This is a genomic window from Flavobacterium sp. 2755, from assembly GCF_031455715.1.
Lineage (GTDB): Bacteria > Bacteroidota > Bacteroidia > Flavobacteriales > Flavobacteriaceae > Flavobacterium.
In genome coordinates this window covers 606,608-624,653 of record NZ_JAVDTG010000003.1, presented here as the reverse complement: position 1 = coordinate 624,653, position 18,046 = coordinate 606,608, and the positions used below count along the sequence as shown (strand labels likewise).

At 31.8% G+C, this 18,046-nt stretch carries 15 protein-coding genes and 2 pseudogenes; 9 read left to right on the top strand and 8 right to left on the bottom strand.

All coding sequences use genetic code 11. The features are described from left to right. The first annotated feature begins 2 nt into the window (after positions 1 to 2). Entirely contained in the window at positions 3 to 2,066 is a 2,064-nt protein-coding gene (locus J2Y38_RS10075; RefSeq protein WP_409025137.1) for a cytochrome c biogenesis protein CcdA, read from the top strand. Positions 2,067 to 2,380: 314 nt separating this feature from the next. On the opposite strand, the gene J2Y38_RS10070 is transcribed toward J2Y38_RS10075, so the two are convergent. Further along, on the bottom strand, positions 2,381 to 3,697 hold the full coding sequence (locus J2Y38_RS10070; RefSeq protein ID WP_309841857.1) for an ammonium transporter: 1,317 nt from the start codon (positions 3,695 to 3,697) through the stop codon (positions 2,381 to 2,383). A 316-nt stretch (positions 3,698 to 4,013) separates the two neighbouring features. Between J2Y38_RS10070 and J2Y38_RS10065 the strand changes: the two genes are divergently transcribed. The 5 genes and pseudogenes from J2Y38_RS10065 to J2Y38_RS10045 all read left to right on the top strand — a co-directional run bounded on the left by J2Y38_RS10065 (position 4,014) and on the right by J2Y38_RS10045 (position 10,208). After that, on the top strand, positions 4,014 to 4,985 hold the full coding sequence (locus J2Y38_RS10065; RefSeq protein ID WP_309841855.1) for a Gfo/Idh/MocA family oxidoreductase: 972 nt from the start codon (positions 4,014 to 4,016) through the stop codon (positions 4,983 to 4,985). Between the two features lie 78 nt (positions 4,986 to 5,063). Continuing rightward, a pseudogene (locus J2Y38_RS10060) lies at positions 5,064 to 6,494 on the top strand (YifB family Mg chelatase-like AAA ATPase); the annotation flags it as partial. Positions 6,495 to 6,666: 172 nt separating this feature from the next. Then, positions 6,667 to 7,773 (top strand): IS3 family transposase, encoded by a 1,107-nt coding sequence (locus J2Y38_RS10055; RefSeq protein ID WP_309841854.1) that lies wholly within the window; start codon positions 6,667 to 6,669, stop codon positions 7,771 to 7,773. A gap of 36 nt (positions 7,774 to 7,809) precedes the next feature. Next, on the top strand, positions 7,810 to 8,952 hold the full coding sequence (locus J2Y38_RS10050; protein WP_309841852.1) for an IS3 family transposase: 1,143 nt from the start codon (positions 7,810 to 7,812) through the stop codon (positions 8,950 to 8,952). Between the two features lie 626 nt (positions 8,953 to 9,578). Continuing rightward, on the top strand, positions 9,579 to 10,208 hold the full coding sequence (locus J2Y38_RS10045; RefSeq protein ID WP_309841850.1) for a hypothetical protein: 630 nt from the start codon (positions 9,579 to 9,581) through the stop codon (positions 10,206 to 10,208). Between the two features lie 135 nt (positions 10,209 to 10,343). Here the strand turns inward: J2Y38_RS10045 and J2Y38_RS10040 are convergent, their stop codons facing one another. After that, the gene (locus J2Y38_RS10040; protein WP_309841847.1) at positions 10,344 to 10,718 is read right to left on the bottom strand and encodes a hypothetical protein; all 375 of its coding nucleotides are present in this window, start codon (positions 10,716 to 10,718) and stop codon (positions 10,344 to 10,346) included. Between the two features lie 280 nt (positions 10,719 to 10,998). On the opposite strand from J2Y38_RS10040, the gene J2Y38_RS10035 reads away from it, so the two are divergent. Further along, positions 10,999 to 11,589 (top strand): recombinase family protein, encoded by a 591-nt coding sequence (locus tag J2Y38_RS10035; RefSeq protein WP_309841845.1) that lies wholly within the window; start codon positions 10,999 to 11,001, stop codon positions 11,587 to 11,589. 24 nt (positions 11,590 to 11,613) lie between these two features. Here the strand turns inward: J2Y38_RS10035 and J2Y38_RS10030 are convergent, their stop codons facing one another. Next, positions 11,614 to 12,456 carry a hypothetical protein gene (locus J2Y38_RS10030; RefSeq protein WP_309841842.1) on the bottom strand — a complete coding sequence of 281 codons (843 nt, stop codon included), beginning with the start codon at positions 12,454 to 12,456 and terminating at the stop codon, positions 11,614 to 11,616. Between the two features lie 209 nt (positions 12,457 to 12,665). Next, entirely contained in the window at positions 12,666 to 13,124 is a 459-nt protein-coding gene (locus J2Y38_RS10025; protein ID WP_309841839.1) for a hypothetical protein, read from the bottom strand. A gap of 116 nt (positions 13,125 to 13,240) precedes the next feature. On the opposite strand from J2Y38_RS10025, the gene J2Y38_RS10020 reads away from it, so the two are divergent. Continuing rightward, positions 13,241 to 13,498, top strand: a complete 258-nt coding sequence (locus J2Y38_RS10020; RefSeq protein WP_309841837.1) for a helix-turn-helix transcriptional regulator — start codon at positions 13,241 to 13,243, stop codon at positions 13,496 to 13,498. 12 nt (positions 13,499 to 13,510) lie between these two features. Here J2Y38_RS10020 and J2Y38_RS10015 read toward each other — a convergent pair whose 3' ends face one another. Beyond that, entirely contained in the window at positions 13,511 to 15,019 is a 1,509-nt protein-coding gene (locus J2Y38_RS10015; RefSeq protein WP_309841834.1) for a recombinase family protein, read from the bottom strand. A gap of 62 nt (positions 15,020 to 15,081) precedes the next feature. On the opposite strand from J2Y38_RS10015, the pseudogene J2Y38_RS10010 reads away from it, so the two are divergent. Then, positions 15,082 to 15,192, top strand: a pseudogene (locus tag J2Y38_RS10010) (ATP-binding protein); the annotation flags it as partial. A 189-nt stretch (positions 15,193 to 15,381) separates the two neighbouring features. On the opposite strand, the gene abc-f reads toward J2Y38_RS10010, so the two are convergent. The 3 genes from abc-f to J2Y38_RS09995 all read right to left on the bottom strand — a co-directional run bounded on the left by abc-f (position 15,382) and on the right by J2Y38_RS09995 (position 18,045). Further along, positions 15,382 to 16,971: a ribosomal protection-like ABC-F family protein gene (abc-f, locus tag J2Y38_RS10005; RefSeq protein ID WP_309841831.1), complete on the bottom strand. Its 1,590-nt coding sequence runs from the start codon at positions 16,969 to 16,971 to the stop codon at positions 15,382 to 15,384. A 153-nt stretch (positions 16,972 to 17,124) separates the two neighbouring features. Then, positions 17,125 to 17,493, bottom strand: coding sequence for a nuclear transport factor 2 family protein (locus J2Y38_RS10000; RefSeq protein ID WP_309841830.1), 369 nt, complete (start codon positions 17,491 to 17,493; stop codon positions 17,125 to 17,127). A 30-nt stretch (positions 17,494 to 17,523) separates the two neighbouring features. After that, on the bottom strand, positions 17,524 to 18,045 hold the full coding sequence (locus J2Y38_RS09995) for a hypothetical protein (RefSeq protein WP_309841828.1): 522 nt from the start codon (positions 18,043 to 18,045) through the stop codon (positions 17,524 to 17,526). Position 18,046: the final 1 nt, after the last annotated feature.

Sequence of the window (18,046 nt, the reverse complement as noted above, 5' to 3'; positions counted from 1 at the left end):
AAATGATATTTTCTAAAAATATCTGGAATAAAATCACTGTCTTTTTTCTGTTTTTCTTTTTTGCTTTGGCAAGTAATGCTCAAATTTTAGAGCCGGTAAAATGGACTTCTAAAATTGAAAAAAAAGGAAATAATGCCGTTTTAATTTTCGACGGAACAATCGAAAAAGACTGGCATATGTATTCGCAATTCACTCCAGAAGGCGGACCACTTGCATTAGAAATCGCTTTTAAAAACCAAAAAGGAAATTACGAGTTAGTAGGAAAAGCAAAAGAAGGTAAAACCAGAACTGCTTTTAATGACGTTTTTGGTGTAAATGAAACTTTTTTTGAAGGAAAAGCACATATCGAGCAGGAAATTAAAATCATTAACCCAAATTTAAAAACGGTTGATGTTGATTTTGATTTTCAGGTTTGTAAAGAAGTTTGTATCAATTCAAATAAGAAATTTTCTATTACAGTTCCTTCAACCTTTAAAATGGATGAAGTTCCAGTTATAGCGCCAGCGCAATTGGACGAAACTAAAAGAGCTGGTTTAGCAATAGATACCGTTAAAAAAGAAACAGAAGTAACTAAAGCTGAAACAGTAAAAGCAGAAACTGAAAAAGCGGTAAAAGAAGAAATTCCTGCTCCGGCACCAGCCAGAAGTTTATGGTCGATCTTTTTTATTGCATTTTTATCAGGATTTGCAGCGTTGCTAACACCTTGTGTTTTCCCAATGATTCCTATGACGGTAAGTTTCTTTACCAAACAAAGTAAAAGCAGAGCAAAAGGAATTAGAAATGCTATTATTTACGGATTTTCTATTATTGCTATTTATGTAATTTTAGGTCTTATTGTTACTAAAATATTTGGTGCCGATGCTTTAAATGCATTGTCTACAGATGTTTGGTTTAACTTGATTTTCTTCGTGATCTTAATCATTTTTGCAACTTCATTTTTGGGAGCTTTTGAAATTATGCTTCCAAATTCTTGGGCAAATAAAGCAGATCAACAGGCAGATAAAGGCGGAATAGTTGGAATATTGTTCATGGCTTTAGCTCTTGCAATTGTATCCTTTTCATGTACAGGGCCAATTGTTGGAACTTTATTGGTTGAAGCAGCTTCAAACGGAGGAATTGCTCCGGTTGTTGGAATGCTAGGATTTTCATCGGCATTAGCCTTACCATTTATGTTGTTTGCTTTGTTCCCGGGCTGGTTGAATTCATTACCAAAATCTGGCGGATGGTTAAACACCGTAAAAGTGGTTTTAGGATTTTTAGAATTGGCTTTAGCATTTAAATTTTTATCAAATGCCGATTTAGTTTTACAATTGCATTTTTTAGAAAGAGAAGTTTTCATTGCAATCTGGATTGCTATTTTCGCGGCATTGACTTTATATTTATTCGGAAAAATTACTTTGCCTCACGATAGTCCGCTACAGCATATTTCTGTTGGAAGATTATATTTAGGATTACTTACTTTAGTATTTACGATGTATTTAATTCCTGGACTTTGGGGAGCACCGTTGAAATTAATTAGCGCATTTCCGCCGCCGCCGCAATACAGCGAAAGTCCGTTTGGAGTAGGAGGATCTGGTAATTCAGGTTTGAGTGCCGATGTAAAAGGACTTCCTGAAGGAGCAGAGTTAGGTCCACACGGCATTATGGTTTTCCACGATTACGAAGATGGATTAGCGTACGCAAAAGAAATTCATAAACCAATTATGCTAGATTTTACAGGTTATGCTTGCGTAAACTGCAGAAAAATGGAAAACAACGTTTGGTCTGAACCAACGATTTTACCAATCCTGAAAAATGATGTTGTTTTGATTTCTCTTTATGTTGACGACAAACGCGAATTGCCAAAAGAAGAGCAATTTGTAACTGCTGCAGGAGACAAAATCATTACAGTTGGCGATAAATGGACAGATTTTATGATCTCAAAATATAAAACCAATACACAGCCTTTATATGTTATTACGGACTTAGAAGGAAACAATCTGCATACTTCTAAACCAACAATTAGTTATGTAAGTGCAGATGAATATTTAAATTGGTTAAAAGAAGGTATAGCGAACTTTAAATAAGTTCTTTTGAGTTATGAATTATGAATTAAGAGATATTCTAATTCTTAATCTCTTGGTAATTTAGAATCTGATATTAAAACATAGCCCGCGGTTTCAACCTCGGGAACACAATGATCAAACTTCTTTTCTATGCGTCCCACGGTTGAAACCGCGGGCTATATTTAAGAAGTTTAAGCTCAACTTTGGATATGAAGCTTTAATCTAAAATCTACACTCTAAAATCTAAAATATAAAAGGTTAATTCAAACAAAAAAGCACTCTAAATAATATAGAGTGCTTTTTTTATCAGCAAGTAGTATATAAAAATTATTTTCTTATAAGAATTCTCCGTGTTGAGAGATATCTAAACCTAATTCTTCTTTTTCTTCAGTAACTCTTAGAGGAGTAATTTTATTTACAATGAAGAATAAAATATAAGAACCTACAAAAGCGAAGATTGAAACGATAACTAAAGCAGTTAATTGGTTGATGAACAAAGTAGGAGTTCCGAAGATTAAACCTTGGTTATCACCAACAACAGGGTTAATAGCTTTTGAAGCGAAAACTCCAGTTAATAACATACCTACCATACCTCCAACACCGTGACAAGCAAATACATCAAGAGCATCGTCAATTTTTCCTTTAGGGAATTTGCTCACTACCAGGTTACTTACAATTGCAGCAAAAGCTCCGATAAAGATTGCGTGAGAAATGCTTACGAAACCAGCAGCAGGCGTAATAGCAACAAGACCTACAACAGCTCCAATACAAGCTCCAAGTGCAGATAATTTGTGTCCTAAAATTTTATCAAGGAAAACCCAAGCCATTGCAGCAGCAGCGGCAGCAACAGTAGTTGTTCCTAAAGCCTGTACAGCTAAACCATTTGATCCTAATGCAGATCCTGCATTGAACCCAAACCATCCAAACCATAGTAAACCTGTTCCTAATAATACATAGGTAATTCTCGCAGGATTAACTTTTTGAACTTTTCTTTTTCCTAAAAAGATTGCTCCGGCTAATGCAGCCCAACCAGCACTCATGTGTACTACAGTTCCACCAGCGAAGTCAAGAACTCCCATTTTAAAGAAAACTCCATCAGGATGCCAAGTCATGTGAGCTAAAGGAGCATATATAATAATGATGAATAAAACCATGAATAACAAATAAGCCCAGAAACGTACACGTTCTGCAAAAGCACCTGTAATTAACGCAGGAGTAATGATGGCAAATTTGGCCTGAAATAATGCGAATAACATAAACGGAATCGTTGGTGCAAGACTCCATGCAGTGTTTGTTCCAACACCTTCAAAGAATAAATTAGAAGATGGATTTCCGATGATTCCTCCAATTGTAGGACCAAAAGCTAATCCAAAAGCAACAACAACCCATAAAATTGTAACAATTACCATTGCCATAAAACTTTGAAGCATAGTACTGATAACGTTTTTCTTACCTACCATACCTCCGTAGAAAAATCCTAATCCTGGAGTCATTAACAATACAAAAGCAGTTGCAACGATCATCCAAGCCGTATCTCCCGTATCAAACTTTACAGCTTCTGCCGGAATTGGGTTATCGGCAATAATGAAATTCGATATAAAGGTTAGTACCAAAATAGTGATAAGAATCACACTTAAAATAATTTTTCGCATAGTTATTTAGTTTTAAAATTTTTGATAAAAGTATAAAATGATTTAATACCCCCTAATAAAATAGAGTCTAATGTTTAATTTTTGTTAATTTTTAAATTTAACCCCCTCAATTTTGAATGTATTTGTTAAAACAGACTTAAAATTTACATTTTAGCAGCGTTTTTTTTTACTTGATTTTCAAATCGAATATTTTTCCTATTTTTTTAATACACTTTTTTGAGTTAAACTTGTTGTTTGTTATCTAAAAACATCTAATTAGATTTATTGTTGAATTATATTTAATGTTTTTAACACTTTTTATAATTAAAATTTAAGAATGAAAAATCAGAAAATAAAGTGGGGAATAATTGGCTTGGGAAACATTGCACATCAATTTGCAGCAGATTTATTATTGATTGAAGATGCTGAGTTGACGGCCGTAGCTTCAAGAGATATTTTAAAAGCAGAGGAATTTGGAGCAAAATTTAATGCTATGAGAATGTATAATTCTTATGATTTAATTTTTGAAGACAAGGAAATTGATATTGTATATATTGCAACGCCTCACGATTCTCATGCTGAATTATCTATAAAAGCACTTGAAAGTGGTAAACATGTTTTATGCGAAAAGCCAATTGCACTTTCCTATAAAGATGCCGAACGTATGATTGAGGCTTCTAAAAAACATAATAAGTTTTTTATGGAAGCTTTCTGGACACGTTTTATTCCGGCTGTGCTAGATGTTTTGGCAAAAGTTGAAAGTGGAATTATTGGCGAACCCAATTACATAAAAGCCGATTTTGCTTTTATAGGAAATGATGTAGAAGGAAGCCGGCTTTTTAATAAAAACCGCGGAGGCGGCGCATTATTTGATATTGGCGTTTATCCATTATTTCTCTCCTATATAGTATTCGGGATTCCGAAAGAGATAATCGCAAGAGCTGTTCATCATAAAAATGGAATTGATTTACAGACTTCAATGATTTTGCAATATGAAAAAGCGCAATCAATTTTACATTCTTCCATAGTTTCAGAATCTGATATGAAAGCTTTGATTAGTGGAACACAAGGCCGAATTGAATTAAATTCACCATGGTTTATGGCCGATGGATATTCTGTTTTTAAAGAGGAACAAGAATCAGTTTATAATTTGCCAACTCTTGGGAAAGGATATGCTCATGAAATAATTGAGTGTAACAATTGTGTCAGAAATAATCAAATTGAAAGTGAATTTTGGTCACATCAAAATAGTTTGGATTTGAGTAAGATTGTGGAAGATATTAAAACGCAGATTAAGCTTCCATTTTAAAATTCTTTATTTGTAATAAAATATTTACAATTTAATATTTTTTCATTAGTTTTAAAAACAATTAATGAAAGGAATATTATGTTAGTAAAAGTTTACGGAAGTGCCGTTTTTGGAGTAGAAGCAACAACGATTACGATCGAGGTTCATATGGATAAAGGAATTGGTTATCATTTAGTTGGTCTTCCGGATAATGCGATAAAAGAAAGCAGTTACCGAATCGCGGCAGCCCTCAAAAATAATAATTTAAGTTTTCCCGGGAAAAAAATCACCATAAACATGGCACCCGCCGACCTTCGAAAAGAAGGTTCTGCTTATGATTTGCCTCTTGCAATGGGAATTTTAGTGGGTTCAGATCAGATAAAAGCACCAGAAATTGAACAATATGTTATTATGGGCGAACTTTCCCTTGACGGAAGTTTACAGCCTATTCGTGGTGCTTTGCCTATTGCCATAAAAGCAAAAGAAGAAGGTTATAAAGGTTTTTTTCTGCCGATTCAAAATGTAAAAGAAGCTGCAATTGTTGCCGGTTTAGATGTTTACGGTGTTTCGAATCTGCAAGAAGTAATTGATTTTTTCGCAGGAAAAGGAACACTTGAACCAACCGTAATTGATACAAGAGCCGAATTTTACAAAACCCTGGATTTCCCAGAATTTGATTTCTCTGACGTTCGCGGACAAGAAAGTATAAAACGCTGTATGGAAATTGCGGCTGCAGGTGGACATAATATTATTTTAATTGGCCCGCCCGGAGCCGGAAAAACAATGTTGGCAAAACGTGTTCCGAGTATTTTGCCTCCAATGACTTTGCGTGAAGCACTTGAAACGACTAAAATTCATAGTGTAGCCGGAAAATTAAAAGAAGTTGGGTTAATGAACCAGCGTCCGTTTAGAAGTCCGCATCATACTATTTCAAATGTTGCTTTGGTTGGCGGCGGAAGTTATCCGCAGCCGGGAGAAATCTCGATGGCGCACAATGGCGTTTTGTTTTTAGACGAATTGCCGGAATTTAAACGTGATGTTTTAGAAGTGATGCGTCAGCCGCTTGAAGATCGTGAAGTTACGATTTCACGTGCTAAATTTACGGTAACTTATCCGTCGTCGTTTATGCTTGTGGCGAGTATGAATCCAAGTCCAAGTGGATTTTTTAATGATCCAAGTATGCCAAATACTTCATCACCACACGAAATGCAGCGATATATGAGTAAAATTTCTGGTCCGCTTTTAGACCGAATCGATATTCATATTGAAGTTACTCCGGTTCCGTTTGATAAACTGGCAGACGACCGCAAAGCCGAAAGCAGTGTAGAAATCCGTAAACGTGTAACCGCTGCACGCGAAATCCAAACCAAACGTTTTGCAGACATAGAAAATATCCATTACAACGCTCAAATGAGCAGTAAACTAATCCGTGAGTTTTGTGCATTAGACGAACAGTCAAAAGAACTTTTAAAAAACGCCATGGAACGCTTAAACCTTTCTGCAAGAGCGTATGACAGAATTTTGAATATTAAACTTTTTAATGTATAGTTCATTTTATATTGTTTCAACTTATTGTAAGTCATGGTTTTATTTTGTTGAAATTCTTTTTTATTTATAGCAATTATTTATGTTGATGGGTAATATGTTGTCTTTATGCGTGATTTTTCTTAAATTCACATATTATAGAATTAGAGTTTATGAAATGGAGAAACGTAAAATTTACGACCGTGATTTCAGAATAAATGCGGTCAAATTGGCTCTTAAAACAAATCGTTTTAAAGTAGCGAAAGAACTGGGCATAGCTACCACGAATATCTATAGATGGCAAGCTGAACTTCAAAAATATGGAACAGATAGTTTTTGTGGATGTGGTCATTTTAGAAACCTCAAGCAAAAAACACTATCAGAACTTAAAAGGACACTTAAGAAAAAGCTTAAATATACAGAACTTCAAATTGAGATTTTTAGAAATGCGAGTAAGTATATTCTTGAGGGAAAACCATTGATTTTTCATTTTATTGAAAAGAATTTAGATAGATATCCCCTTTGGCAAATGTGTAAAGTTTTAGGTATAATTCCAAGTACTTATTATCGATGGAGAGATAAAATACTTTCTCCAAGAGAATCTCATAGAATTTCAATAGAAAAAGAAATATCTTCTATATTTTATGAATATAAAAAGATGTACGGTAATGAAAGAATTGCAGTAGAGTTACAAAACCGAGGTATTCAATTAAAAAAGTGTTCAGTAACTTTATATATGAAAAGACTGGGGCTTGTCAGTAAGCATAGTTGCAGACATAAAGTCAAATCTGGTTCACGATTTATTCCCCATAATCCTTGGATTTTTCCTAATGTTCTAAATCGACAGTTTAAAGCTGACGAGCCATCTCAGATTTGGGTATCGGGTATAACAAGCTTAGAAACAGTAAATGGGCTCCTATTTCTAACAATTATTATGGATTTATTTGACAGGAAAATTATTGGATGGAATTTGAGTACAACACTGACAATAAAGGAAACTTCAATGCCAGCATGGGAAATGGCTGTTCGTAATCGTAAAACAAAGAAGGGGTTAATATTTCATTCTGATAGATCATCTCAATATGCTAATAAAGTATTCACTCGTAAATTAAACTCTTATAAGCATGTTAAACGAAGTATGAGCCAAACAGGGAACCATTTAGATAATCCAATTCCTAGAAGTTTTTTTGTTTCCCTTAAATCTGAACTAGTCGATCTAAATATGCTTCTTACGGAAAAACATTTGGAAGAAAAAATATCTGAATATATTGAAAATCTACATTAAAAAGTCATCACGTTATAAATTATCAAACTTCATGTTATGAAAAATAAATATGAACCTAGCCTTAAAGAGAAGGCAGTTAGATTAAGCTACGAGCGGGGGGAAATCAGAAGTATTGAAAGAGAGTTTGGAATAACTCGAAGTTGTTTGGGTAGATGGCGAAAAAAATTTGCCTATCTAAAATTGGATCCAAAAGATGCTATAATTGTAGAACTCAACAAAAAAATTAAAGATTCAGAACTTACGCTGGAAATTTTAAAAAATGGGAGTAAGTACGTTGCTCAAGGAAAAATAATGACTAAACGATTCATTGAAAACAATTCATCTAAATATTCTATTGTGCGAATGTGTAAAGTATTGCAAATGTCTCCAAGCGCGTATTATCAAAGAAAAAAACAAGAAATTTCAGATAAACAAGCTCGGATAATTTTACTGAAAGAAGAAGTTCTGTCTGTCTATTATGAGTTTAAGAAAACATATGGATATCTCAAAATTACAAAAGAACTTCAACTTAGAGGATTTAAAGTGGGAGAAGGTCAGATAAAAGTTTATATGAGAATGCTCGGTCTGCGTAAAAAAGCTAAAACAAGATTTAGGATAACAACTGATTCAATTCACAATCATTATGTTGCACCAAATATTTTAAATAGAAAATTTACGGTTAGTGAGCCTGCTACAGCTTGGGTTTCAGACATTACATATATAGCAACAATAAAGGGTTTCTTATATCTTACAATTGTTTTGGATTTATTTGACAGGAAAATCGTTGGATGGAGTTTAAGCGACCGCATGAGCATTAAAGAAACTACTTTACCCGCTTGGCAAATGGCGGTTCAAAACCGAGCTATTACAAAGGATTTAATTTTCCACTCTGACAGAGGAGTTCAATATGCTAATAAAATGTTCACTAAAACTTTAGACTCATATAAGTTTGTTAGACGCAGTATGAGCCGTAAGCAAAATCATAACGATAATGCTGTTTCAGAAAGCTTCTTTGCTAATTTTAAAAGAGAATTAATTAATGGGAACAAACTAATAACGAGGGAACAGATGAGGGTCGAAGTTTACGAATACATTGAAAATTGGTATAATAAAAAAAGAAGGCATTCATTTTTAGGCTATCAGTCAATTGAAGAATTTAATAGAGTTTACTATACTTACTTAAATTTAAATAGAGCTTAGGATTGACTGTGTTTCAAATAATCGCAATATACTTAAGTTTTAATTGAAAAAGTTATTATTAACTAGATATAGCTCATAAAGATTGACTTTAATAATGCAAAATGATTTTAAAGGTTTTTAAAGGCTTTTTGGGTTGTTTTGGATGCTGTTATCTATTTAGGTAAAACAATGGCTTAAAAATGTTAAAAACGCGTTAAAGATAGGTTTTATTAATCTCTTACTTTCTTTAAAATTTGTAGTTGTTTTTTTGTTTTCAGTTGGTTCCAACGTTAGGATTCCAGTGGAAATATAAAGCTATTGGTATTCAGTGTTTTAAGTTTTACTCCACTCAGTAGATAGAAAAGTCGTTTTTAAAATAAATGCAAAACAATCATTCACAAGTGTAAAAACAATGATTGATACAACTTTAGATACTTTTATCGGGTATCGGCTCGTAAAGTATTTCTAAAGAAATACTATATAATTAAAAAATATTTTCAATGAGACTTCCTTAAGCCTTTACCTCATTGAGCTTCTCAACGATTTTTCGAAATTCCTTGTTGAAAAAATCTTTTAATGTAGATGTCATCTGCAAGCTTTCAAGTACCAAATTTTAAATTAAATCTTAAACTTAAAACAACTGATATATGAATACAATTAGACCTAAACAAGATTTTGAAACGATTTTAGAGAACGTTTTATCATCAAAAATTTTAACAAACTCTAACCAAAAGGCTCTTCTTTTAATCTTACTTTGTAATCACAAGAAATATAATATGCGCCATTACTCTTTTACATTGAGTGAGGAATTATGTAGAGTTTTGAATGTTTCAAATCCTACTTTTAGAAAGGAACGTGATAAACTAGAATCTTTAAATTTAATATTTGTAAAAGCCATGATCGATAATAAAATGGTAGTGGCAGAAAGAGCTCAGAGAAAACACACAAATTTGTATTATTATTTTAATTGGCAAAGACTTCAAGAGCTTAACTTCATAAAGTTGACAAAAGGTTTTGGCGACGTCTTTAATATTGGACAAGTCACTAATTTTGATAATATGAAAAAATTAAATGATGAGGTTGATTACAATTATGTTTGTTACAGATTGAATGATTTAAGCAATAGAATTGGAAATGGTACAAAGATGGTTCTCAAAGGTAAAGAGTTGAAAGCGAAACTTAAGCTTACAAATAATAACTTTAAATACCACAATACTCCCCCAGAAGCTGAATATGTGTACTTTGGGGTGTATAAAGTTGGGCAAAATTTTCTTTAGATAATTCTGTTTGCTAGGTTTAATGTATTAATTTTCAGTGGTAAAGACTTTTGTGGTTGGTTTTAAAAAAAAGCCCGACATTGATATTTATCAAGTAAGGCTCTAATTATAGCTGTGACTATATGAAATCAAAAATTATTTCTTTACTGCTGCTACTTTAACGCTCTTAATTACAGAATACTTTATCAATGTGGCAGTGTCTCCTCCGTTATTATTCCAAACACATTCACTTGAGTTCCAAAATAATTTGTGAACATAAGCCCCACTCGTGCTTTTCACTTTTTCGTATTTACCATTACCTGTGCAAATTCTTATCCATTCACCTTTTTCGACTTCAAGATCAGGAAAGATAAAAATGTGACGAAACTCATTTGAAACTTTATCACTTGAGTTAAAGGTTCGATCAACTAAGGCGTAACCCTTCATATTGGTTTTGGCTGTTGCTTCAATCCATACAAATTCTGATTGTGGTTTTTCTGCGTTATCAACGCTGTGTAAATTGACACTCATATAAATATATTTAAAATTAGTTCTAAACAAATATCTTACTCTTTCTTAAATTGCTTGCTAAGTGTTTTTACCTGTTTTTGAAGAAACTTGCTTGTATGAGTTTTTTGAGATTTTTAGTAATTTGTTATGTACCTATTTTAGACTATGGGTTAGTGCTAGTACAATTTCAAACTAAAATATAAACAGTTTTATTGAGTTTTAATTGTGTTAAAAATAACAACCTTAAAAATGATACAATTTAAATAAATTTTTACCTTTACTTCAACAAAAATAAACAACTATGAAAACAGCAAAATATATAAGAGTTAGTACGACAGATCAAAACATAGATAGACAATCTAACTCAAATCATAAAGAGTACGTTGATAAATGTAGTGGCTCTATTCCATTCAACGAACGTCCGAATGCAAAAAAATTAATGAGTGATTTGCTTAATAAAAAAATTGATACATTAGTAGTGCATTCAATAGATAGATTAGGAAGAAATGCTTTTGATATTCAAACAACATTAAATACATTAAGTAACCTTAGTATTAATGTCTATGTAGAAAATATAGGTTTATACTCAATGATAGATAACAAACCTAATTCTATTTTTAAAATGATAACTGATGTTTTGAGCAATGTTGCTGAAATGGAACGTGCATCATTGTTAGAAAGACAAAAGGAAGGTATCATTATTGCAAAAGCAAAAGGTGTTTACAAGGGAAGGCGATTAAATACTATTGAAACACCTCAACAGTTTTTGTCTAAATACAATCAATCTCATTTAGAATTAATAAAGGATAACAAATATTCAATAAGAAAACTCGCATCAATTACGAATTTATCAAATAACACAATTATTAAGATTAGAAAAATATTAAATTGACGTTTTTTTTAGTTATTTCTAATGCTATTTTAATCCTCTTGTGTTTAGATAAATTTTTATTTGGTTTACAGATTCTAAAGTCGGTATCTGTAATTTACCATCGTTTTGACTTTTATTCAACATTGCGTAATTGTCGATTGGTATTAATGTTCCATCGTATTTTTCATATGTACCATGTAATCTAAAATATAAGACGTTATAAGATTTTATAAAATTAAATTCTTTATATAATTCAAGGCTTTGATCTTTGTTAACGATATTTACTGTGCCAAATAAATTAAAATCTTTTGTCAATAAAATAAAATCTTTATCGTTATTCGTTAAGCCGAATATATCAAGGCGAAGATTTAAATCATAGCTTGATGCATCAAATGAACGAATTTTGAATGTTAATTTGTTTTTATTTTCTTTATCAAAAATTACATCAGTTATAGAAAGCAGAGGTGATTCTCCGTTAACAATAGTAAGTTTTTTAAGATTAGGGTCTTGTAATATTTTTACTATTTCTTCGTTTTTAGAGTCAACTTTGAATCCATATTTTGCAAGCATTTCATTCGTTTTTTGAGATGCAGAATCTATTTTTGCTTGATTATATTTATCTCGTTTTATTTCCGCGTCTTTTACTTCCTGAGCATCTATGACAGCTAAATCTTTTGTTACTATACTCTGCTTTATCGTGAAATATGTTAATAAAGCTCCCAAAAATAATATTGCATATCCTCTTTTAGAAAAGATATTCCAAAAATCCCTCTGTAAATCAAACAGAGGTCTTTCTCCTAGAAATGGAATCACAAGTATTAAAAGTTGTAAAAATGGAAGAATGTAGGTTAACAAGTCTATCCAGAATTCTAAATTAGATTTAGGCATTGTTCTTATATGTAATATGTTAAGTCTATCACGACAAACATAAGAAATAAATAGTATAAAACTTTACAGTATAAATACTGGAAAAATTTAAGTCTAAGGGAATGGAATATTTTAGACAATGATATTCACAGGAATTCAAAAATAGAAAAAGAGACTAATCCACAGTTTGTGAGATGGTCTCTTTTTTTTTAGGATTGTATATTACATTGCTATTTTGATTGATCATTAAAGAGTTTCTTAGTCTGCTTTTGGGTTAAATACATGCCTAAGGAAACTACATTGTTTTTTGAGATTGCAATATATAATGATTTAGTTCCCATCGATTTTTTAAAATTTGCATGTACGGCTGTTCCTTCTTTAGTTTGAAAAACAAAGCCTTCATTATCTGTATATTCGTCTTTGTTAAAGCGATTTTTAACTTCGCTGTAAAAAGAATCAATTTCTTGAGGAGTCAATATAAATTTAGCTTGGACATCTAAAATTCGATATTTTGCATCTTGAAATGTAAAAGAAGTATAATGGTCATACCAGTTAGCTTCTATTAGTGTAGCACCCATTATAGATGCTTTTGTCACAAATTTTGGTTCTATTGTTTTGTTGTCAATAATTTGAGCATTAACTAATGATGAGCATAATAATGTTAAAAATAGTAGTAAGGATTTTTTCATTTCTTTGATTTTTAATAATTTATGTTTTTATAATTTTCAGGCTATAAATGAAAATTGAATTTTGTTGACATATATGTTTACCTGAGGGATAAATATATAAACTATTATTGACAATTATGTCAAAAGAGTCAATAAATATCGATTTTTACGTTAAGCAATTCGGAATCAATTTAAAGAAGATTAGAGAATCGAAAAACATGACTCAGCTAGATTTAGCAACTGCTATGAATGAGTTAAGCTCTGAGCCTCTTATTGATAAAACTACAGTTTCAAGAATTGAAAATGGACGTACTAATATAACTTTAACTACTTCCATAAAGCTTTCTTTAGCACTTGAAATAGAGTTAAAAACACTTTTTGATTTAGGATTGTAATTCCTTTAGTTTTTAGGCTGTTGGATGGATTTTTAGATAGTCATCTACCATAAGCTCTAAATCGTCTTTGCTAAACGGATGCCTTATTGGTAATTTTTCTTCAAGATATCTCTCTTGTACTGGTTTTCGAGCTTCCCAGCCTAGTTTAATTGGATTGGGCTTGTCAAGGCAATATGGTGTCCATCCATAGATATTTATTGCAACCATTTCTTTGTTAATAATCACCTCTTCAATAATATCTTTAATTTCATTTTTAAATAGATTTAAGTCTTCGCTAAAATGCTTAATATCTGTTTTTAAAGCATTTTCAGAAGTTATGATAAATTCTGTAAGCTTTTTATTAGCTTGATTGTAATGCTCAATTTTTGTACTTATTTCGGCTTTAGTTGCATTATATTCTTCTTTGCTCAAGTCTAAATCTATATAAAGGTTTCTAGCTCTTTGTAGTTTATTTTCAAGCTTATCAATTTCTTTGCTATTTAATTCAATTTTAATTTTATGTGATGACATTTGTAATTTGTAGTTTTCGCGAACTTGTTCATCTTTAGTTTTTTGAGCATGTCGTTCAACTATTTTACGAGTCATCCTAAATAGCCAAGGTCTATTAATCGAATTTTTACATTTTTCATCCTTGCAAATAAAACTATCAATTCTTCCTTGAGGAATTACTTTTTGATGCATGACGTTGCCGCACTCACAAGTGATTTTCCCTTGCAGAATGTTAGGATTTACATTCGTTCTACTTCCAAATTTACTCCTGTTATTAATAGAATCATTTGCCTTTTTCCATAATTCTTTTGAAACAATCTCGGGAACAGGTAATTGTAAATCAATATATTTTCTTTCACCCTTATGGAATGAGTTTCTAATAATCCCGCTTAGTGTCCCAATAGCTATTTTTCTTTTAAACTCCGATTCAATCAATGTAGAAATATTACGCATACCGAGATTTTTTGATGCAAGTTCAAATATTCTTCGAATCATTGGTGCTTCCGTTTCATCAATTATTGGAGTGCCATTTTCACCTTTTTTATAACCAATAATTTTTCCTCCAAATGCTAAATTTTTTCTTGCACGGGACATTTTTCCCGAGCTTATTCTCGAGCTCAATAGACGTGTCTCATTAGAAGACATTACGCCAAGCATTGAGATCATCATTTCAGATGCAAAAGATCGTTGTCCGTAATCGTCAAGAGTTGATATATTTAAATCTTTAATATGAATGTTAATTCCCTTTTCGGTGTAATCCTCTACCACATTTTGAATATCATTATTCTTTCTTCCAAGCCTAGAAATCTCTAAAACCAAAATGTTTCTAACATCTTCATTCAGTTCAAGGTATCTTTTCATTTCATTAAACCCGAACCTTTCGTCAGTTTTTGTTTTTGTAGCACTGATTTTATCCTCAAACATTTTTACTAGCTGTAAATTCTTTTTAGATGCAAATTCATAAATATCATCATATTGTCTCTCTAAAGACTGTTCTTGTGTACTTACTCGAAGATATGCGACTGCTTTCATTTACTTATGATTTTTTGTAAAAGTATAAAAATTAAATGAACCATATATTAATATTAATGACTAAAGTTGCCAGAACGATTGCTGATTTAGATAATGCTCCGGTTGTAATTTCGCAGCATATTGCGGAGGCTATTCAATATAGAAGTTTGGATCGTGAAGGATGGCTGGGGTAATTGATTTTAGATTTCTGATTTTAGATTGTAATACTTTGAGGTGAAAACTTTGACAAAGTTCTGCGCAATCTTGTCATTCCGAGGAACGAGGAATCTTCGCAAGAAACTCTGCAATCAAAAGACTCAATCTTTGTCGAGTTTCTTGCGAAGATTCCTCGTTCCTCGGAATGACAAATTATACGCTTAATTTCAATTCAACTCTATAAAATCCTCAATATGGATTTCTTCCAAAAAATGAACATCATGCGAAACCACAATTAAAGTTCCTTTGTACTCATTAATTGCAGCTGTCAGGATTTCGATATTTTGAATATCAAGATTATTTGTTGGTTCATCCAGAATGATAATATCCGGAGCCTGATTATTAATCGTTAAACAGCAAAGCATTAAACGCATTTTTTCTCCTCCGCTTAAAGCAAAACAAGGCTTGTTCCAGTCATTTTGCGAAAACAGAAATTTATTCAGTTTCATTTTTATATCATGTTCCTGTAAAACAGAAACATTAAATTTCTGAGCTTGCTCATAAACCGAAATTTCATTTTCAATAAGCGAATAATCCTGATCAATGTAAATTGTTTTGGAATCGGCTTTGTAGACAGTTCCTGTTTTGGGTTGAAATTCGCCCATGATTATTTTTATCAAAGTCGTTTTTCCGGAACCGTTTAAACCTTTCAAGGCAATACGCTGTCCGCTTACAATTTGAAAACTAAGTGGATTTTTCCATAACAATTGATCTTCATAACTGTGATTAATTTCAGTCGCTGTAAAAAGTATTTTTCCTTTATGAAGATTGGTTTTGTCAAAGCCAAATTTCATTTGATCAATATCAGGCAAAGCCGAACGCAATTCTTGTAAATCTTTTGAGATTCCGCCAATTTTTTCTGCATGAACACCTTTTGTTTTTGCTGTACTGTTTTCGGCATTGTTGCGTAAAGTATTCATCATAATTCTTGAAACTCCGGCTTTCTTCTGCTTTTTTTCGCCACGAGAATCCAGTTTGTTTTGACGTTCCAGCGTTTCACGTTCTTTTTCTTTTGCTTTGCGTAAAGCTTTTTCTTTACTCTGAATATCCTGACTCAAAGCATTATTTTCAATCTGCTTTTGTTCAGCATAAAAATCATAATTACCGCCGTAAACCGTAATTCCATGTTTCGATAATTCGTAAACAGAATTTAATAAATTCAGTAACTTTCTATCGTGGCTTACTACAATTAAAGTTGATGAAGTGTTTTTGATAAAACCATACAATAATTCTCTTCCCGAAATATCCAAATGATTACTCGGCTCATCAAGTAAAACAAGTTCAGGTTCATGAATTAAAATTCCGGCAAGGAAAACTTTTGTTTTTTGCCCGCCGCTCAATGTTTCCAGTTTTTGGTTCCAATCTAAATCCTGCAATTGCCAATATTGCAACGCTTCATTGCAACGATCTTCAATTGTCCAATCATCGTTTAAAGTGTTGAGATTTTCTTCAGAAACATTTCCGTTAAGAATTTCCTGAAGCGCATTCAACTTATTTTCCACCTGCAAAGCCTCAGCAATTGTAAGATGATTAAACTGCCCAAATATTTGTGGCAGATAATATGGTTTTGAATCTGTTTTTAATAAACCATCGGCAGGCTGTAATTCACCCGAAATAATTTTTAATAATGTTGATTTTCCAACGCCGTTATTGCCAATTAAAGCAATTTTTTCGTGATGATTAACTGTAAAAGTAATTTTATCAAACAACAAATCTTTGTTTGAATGTAAGTATGAGATATTCTGTAAAATAACCATAATTTCTTTCTTTAAGGAATAAACAAATGAGCAAGCCGTTTTTGGGCTTACCTTAAAATTGTCCGAAAGAAATTTTTATTCACATAGAGTTTGTGTGGTTTATTTGATGATGCAAAGATATAAAAAATATTTTTTTAAGATTTGAATCTCAGATTATTCAAATTTTAAATGGGCATTTTTCGACATTAAATAGGAGGTAAGCTTTTTAATTTTTCCATTTTCCATTTCAAAAACATCGCAAAAAACGGCATCTAATTTATTTCCGTTTTTCATGTTTCCCTGAACTGCACCTTCGGCAATTACGATATCATTTTCTTCGATTAATTTTATAATCTGAATCGTTGGACTGCCTATAAAATTGTCATTTTCAATTTCTTTATCAAATGCTTCTTTTCCCACATGCTGATAAATTCCGGGCATTTCCCAAATTACATCATCAGTAAGGCAGGCAAGGACCCTATCATGATCACTTACTCTAAAAGCGGCCATGTATTCGTTTACGGTTTGTTTATTTGGTGTCATAATAAGAAAGAAATAAAGTTAATTACTATTTTATCGTTCTATTATTTTTGCCTGAAGAATTCTTTCTAAATCCTGAGTACTTTTTTTACTTTCAATTTTAAAACCAAATCCAACCATTGCAATTCCGAATATAAACATTACATAAGGAATAAACATAAAAAATCCAGCTTCAGAATTAAGTCCGTTGTTAAATAAAATATTGTATGTTACGGCTATGCAGGCAACAGAAACACCGCCAAGCCAAATAATCATAAAAACTTTTACAAGTTCAACCAAACTCATTTTTACAATTACTTTAGAGCCATTTATATCTTCTTTAATTTCTCCTTTTATGATAGGCAAAAACGAATTTCTATAGTTTATAGCTCTTTTAATCTCAAAACTATTATTAAAAATTTTACCAACATAAGGCTTAGAATACGAAAAGTTATTGGCGCCAAAACCAAAAGATTTTTCAGCTTCAATTTCGTTTTGTAAATGCAATAAAAGTTCTTCTTTTGTTAGTTTTGAACGGTAAAATAATTCTTCGAAAGGCAGTAATTTTTTTATCATG

Bases quoted from the DNA above. Each gene is read 5' to 3' on its own strand.
- J2Y38_RS10055 (WP_309841854.1), top strand. From the start codon at position 6,667: ATGGAGAAACGTAAAATTTACGACCGTGATTTCAGAATAAATGCGGTC.
- J2Y38_RS10000 (WP_309841830.1), bottom strand. From the start codon at position 17,493: ATGACACCAAATAAACAAACCGTAAACGAATACATGGCCGCTTTTAGA.
- J2Y38_RS10020 (WP_309841837.1), top strand. From the start codon at position 13,241: ATGTCAAAAGAGTCAATAAATATCGATTTTTACGTTAAGCAATTCGGA.
- abc-f (WP_309841831.1), bottom strand. From the start codon at position 16,971: ATGGTTATTTTACAGAATATCTCATACTTACATTCAAACAAAGATTTG.
- J2Y38_RS10035 (WP_309841845.1), top strand. From the start codon at position 10,999: ATGAAAACAGCAAAATATATAAGAGTTAGTACGACAGATCAAAACATA.
- J2Y38_RS10030 (WP_309841842.1), bottom strand. From the start codon at position 12,456: ATGCCTAAATCTAATTTAGAATTCTGGATAGACTTGTTAACCTACATT.
- J2Y38_RS10015 (WP_309841834.1), bottom strand. From the start codon at position 15,019: ATGAAAGCAGTCGCATATCTTCGAGTAAGTACACAAGAACAGTCTTTA.
- J2Y38_RS10045 (WP_309841850.1), top strand. From the start codon at position 9,579: ATGAATACAATTAGACCTAAACAAGATTTTGAAACGATTTTAGAGAAC.
- J2Y38_RS10040 (WP_309841847.1), bottom strand. From the start codon at position 10,718: ATGAGTGTCAATTTACACAGCGTTGATAACGCAGAAAAACCACAATCA.
- J2Y38_RS10050 (WP_309841852.1), top strand. From the start codon at position 7,810: ATGAAAAATAAATATGAACCTAGCCTTAAAGAGAAGGCAGTTAGATTA.
- J2Y38_RS10025 (WP_309841839.1), bottom strand. From the start codon at position 13,124: ATGAAAAAATCCTTACTACTATTTTTAACATTATTATGCTCATCATTA.
- J2Y38_RS10075 (WP_409025137.1), top strand. From the start codon at position 3: ATGATATTTTCTAAAAATATCTGGAATAAAATCACTGTCTTTTTTCTG.
- J2Y38_RS10065 (WP_309841855.1), top strand. From the start codon at position 4,014: ATGAAAAATCAGAAAATAAAGTGGGGAATAATTGGCTTGGGAAACATT.
- J2Y38_RS09995 (WP_309841828.1), bottom strand. From the start codon at position 18,045: ATGATAAAAAAATTACTGCCTTTCGAAGAATTATTTTACCGTTCAAAA.
- J2Y38_RS10070 (WP_309841857.1), bottom strand. From the start codon at position 3,697: ATGCGAAAAATTATTTTAAGTGTGATTCTTATCACTATTTTGGTACTA.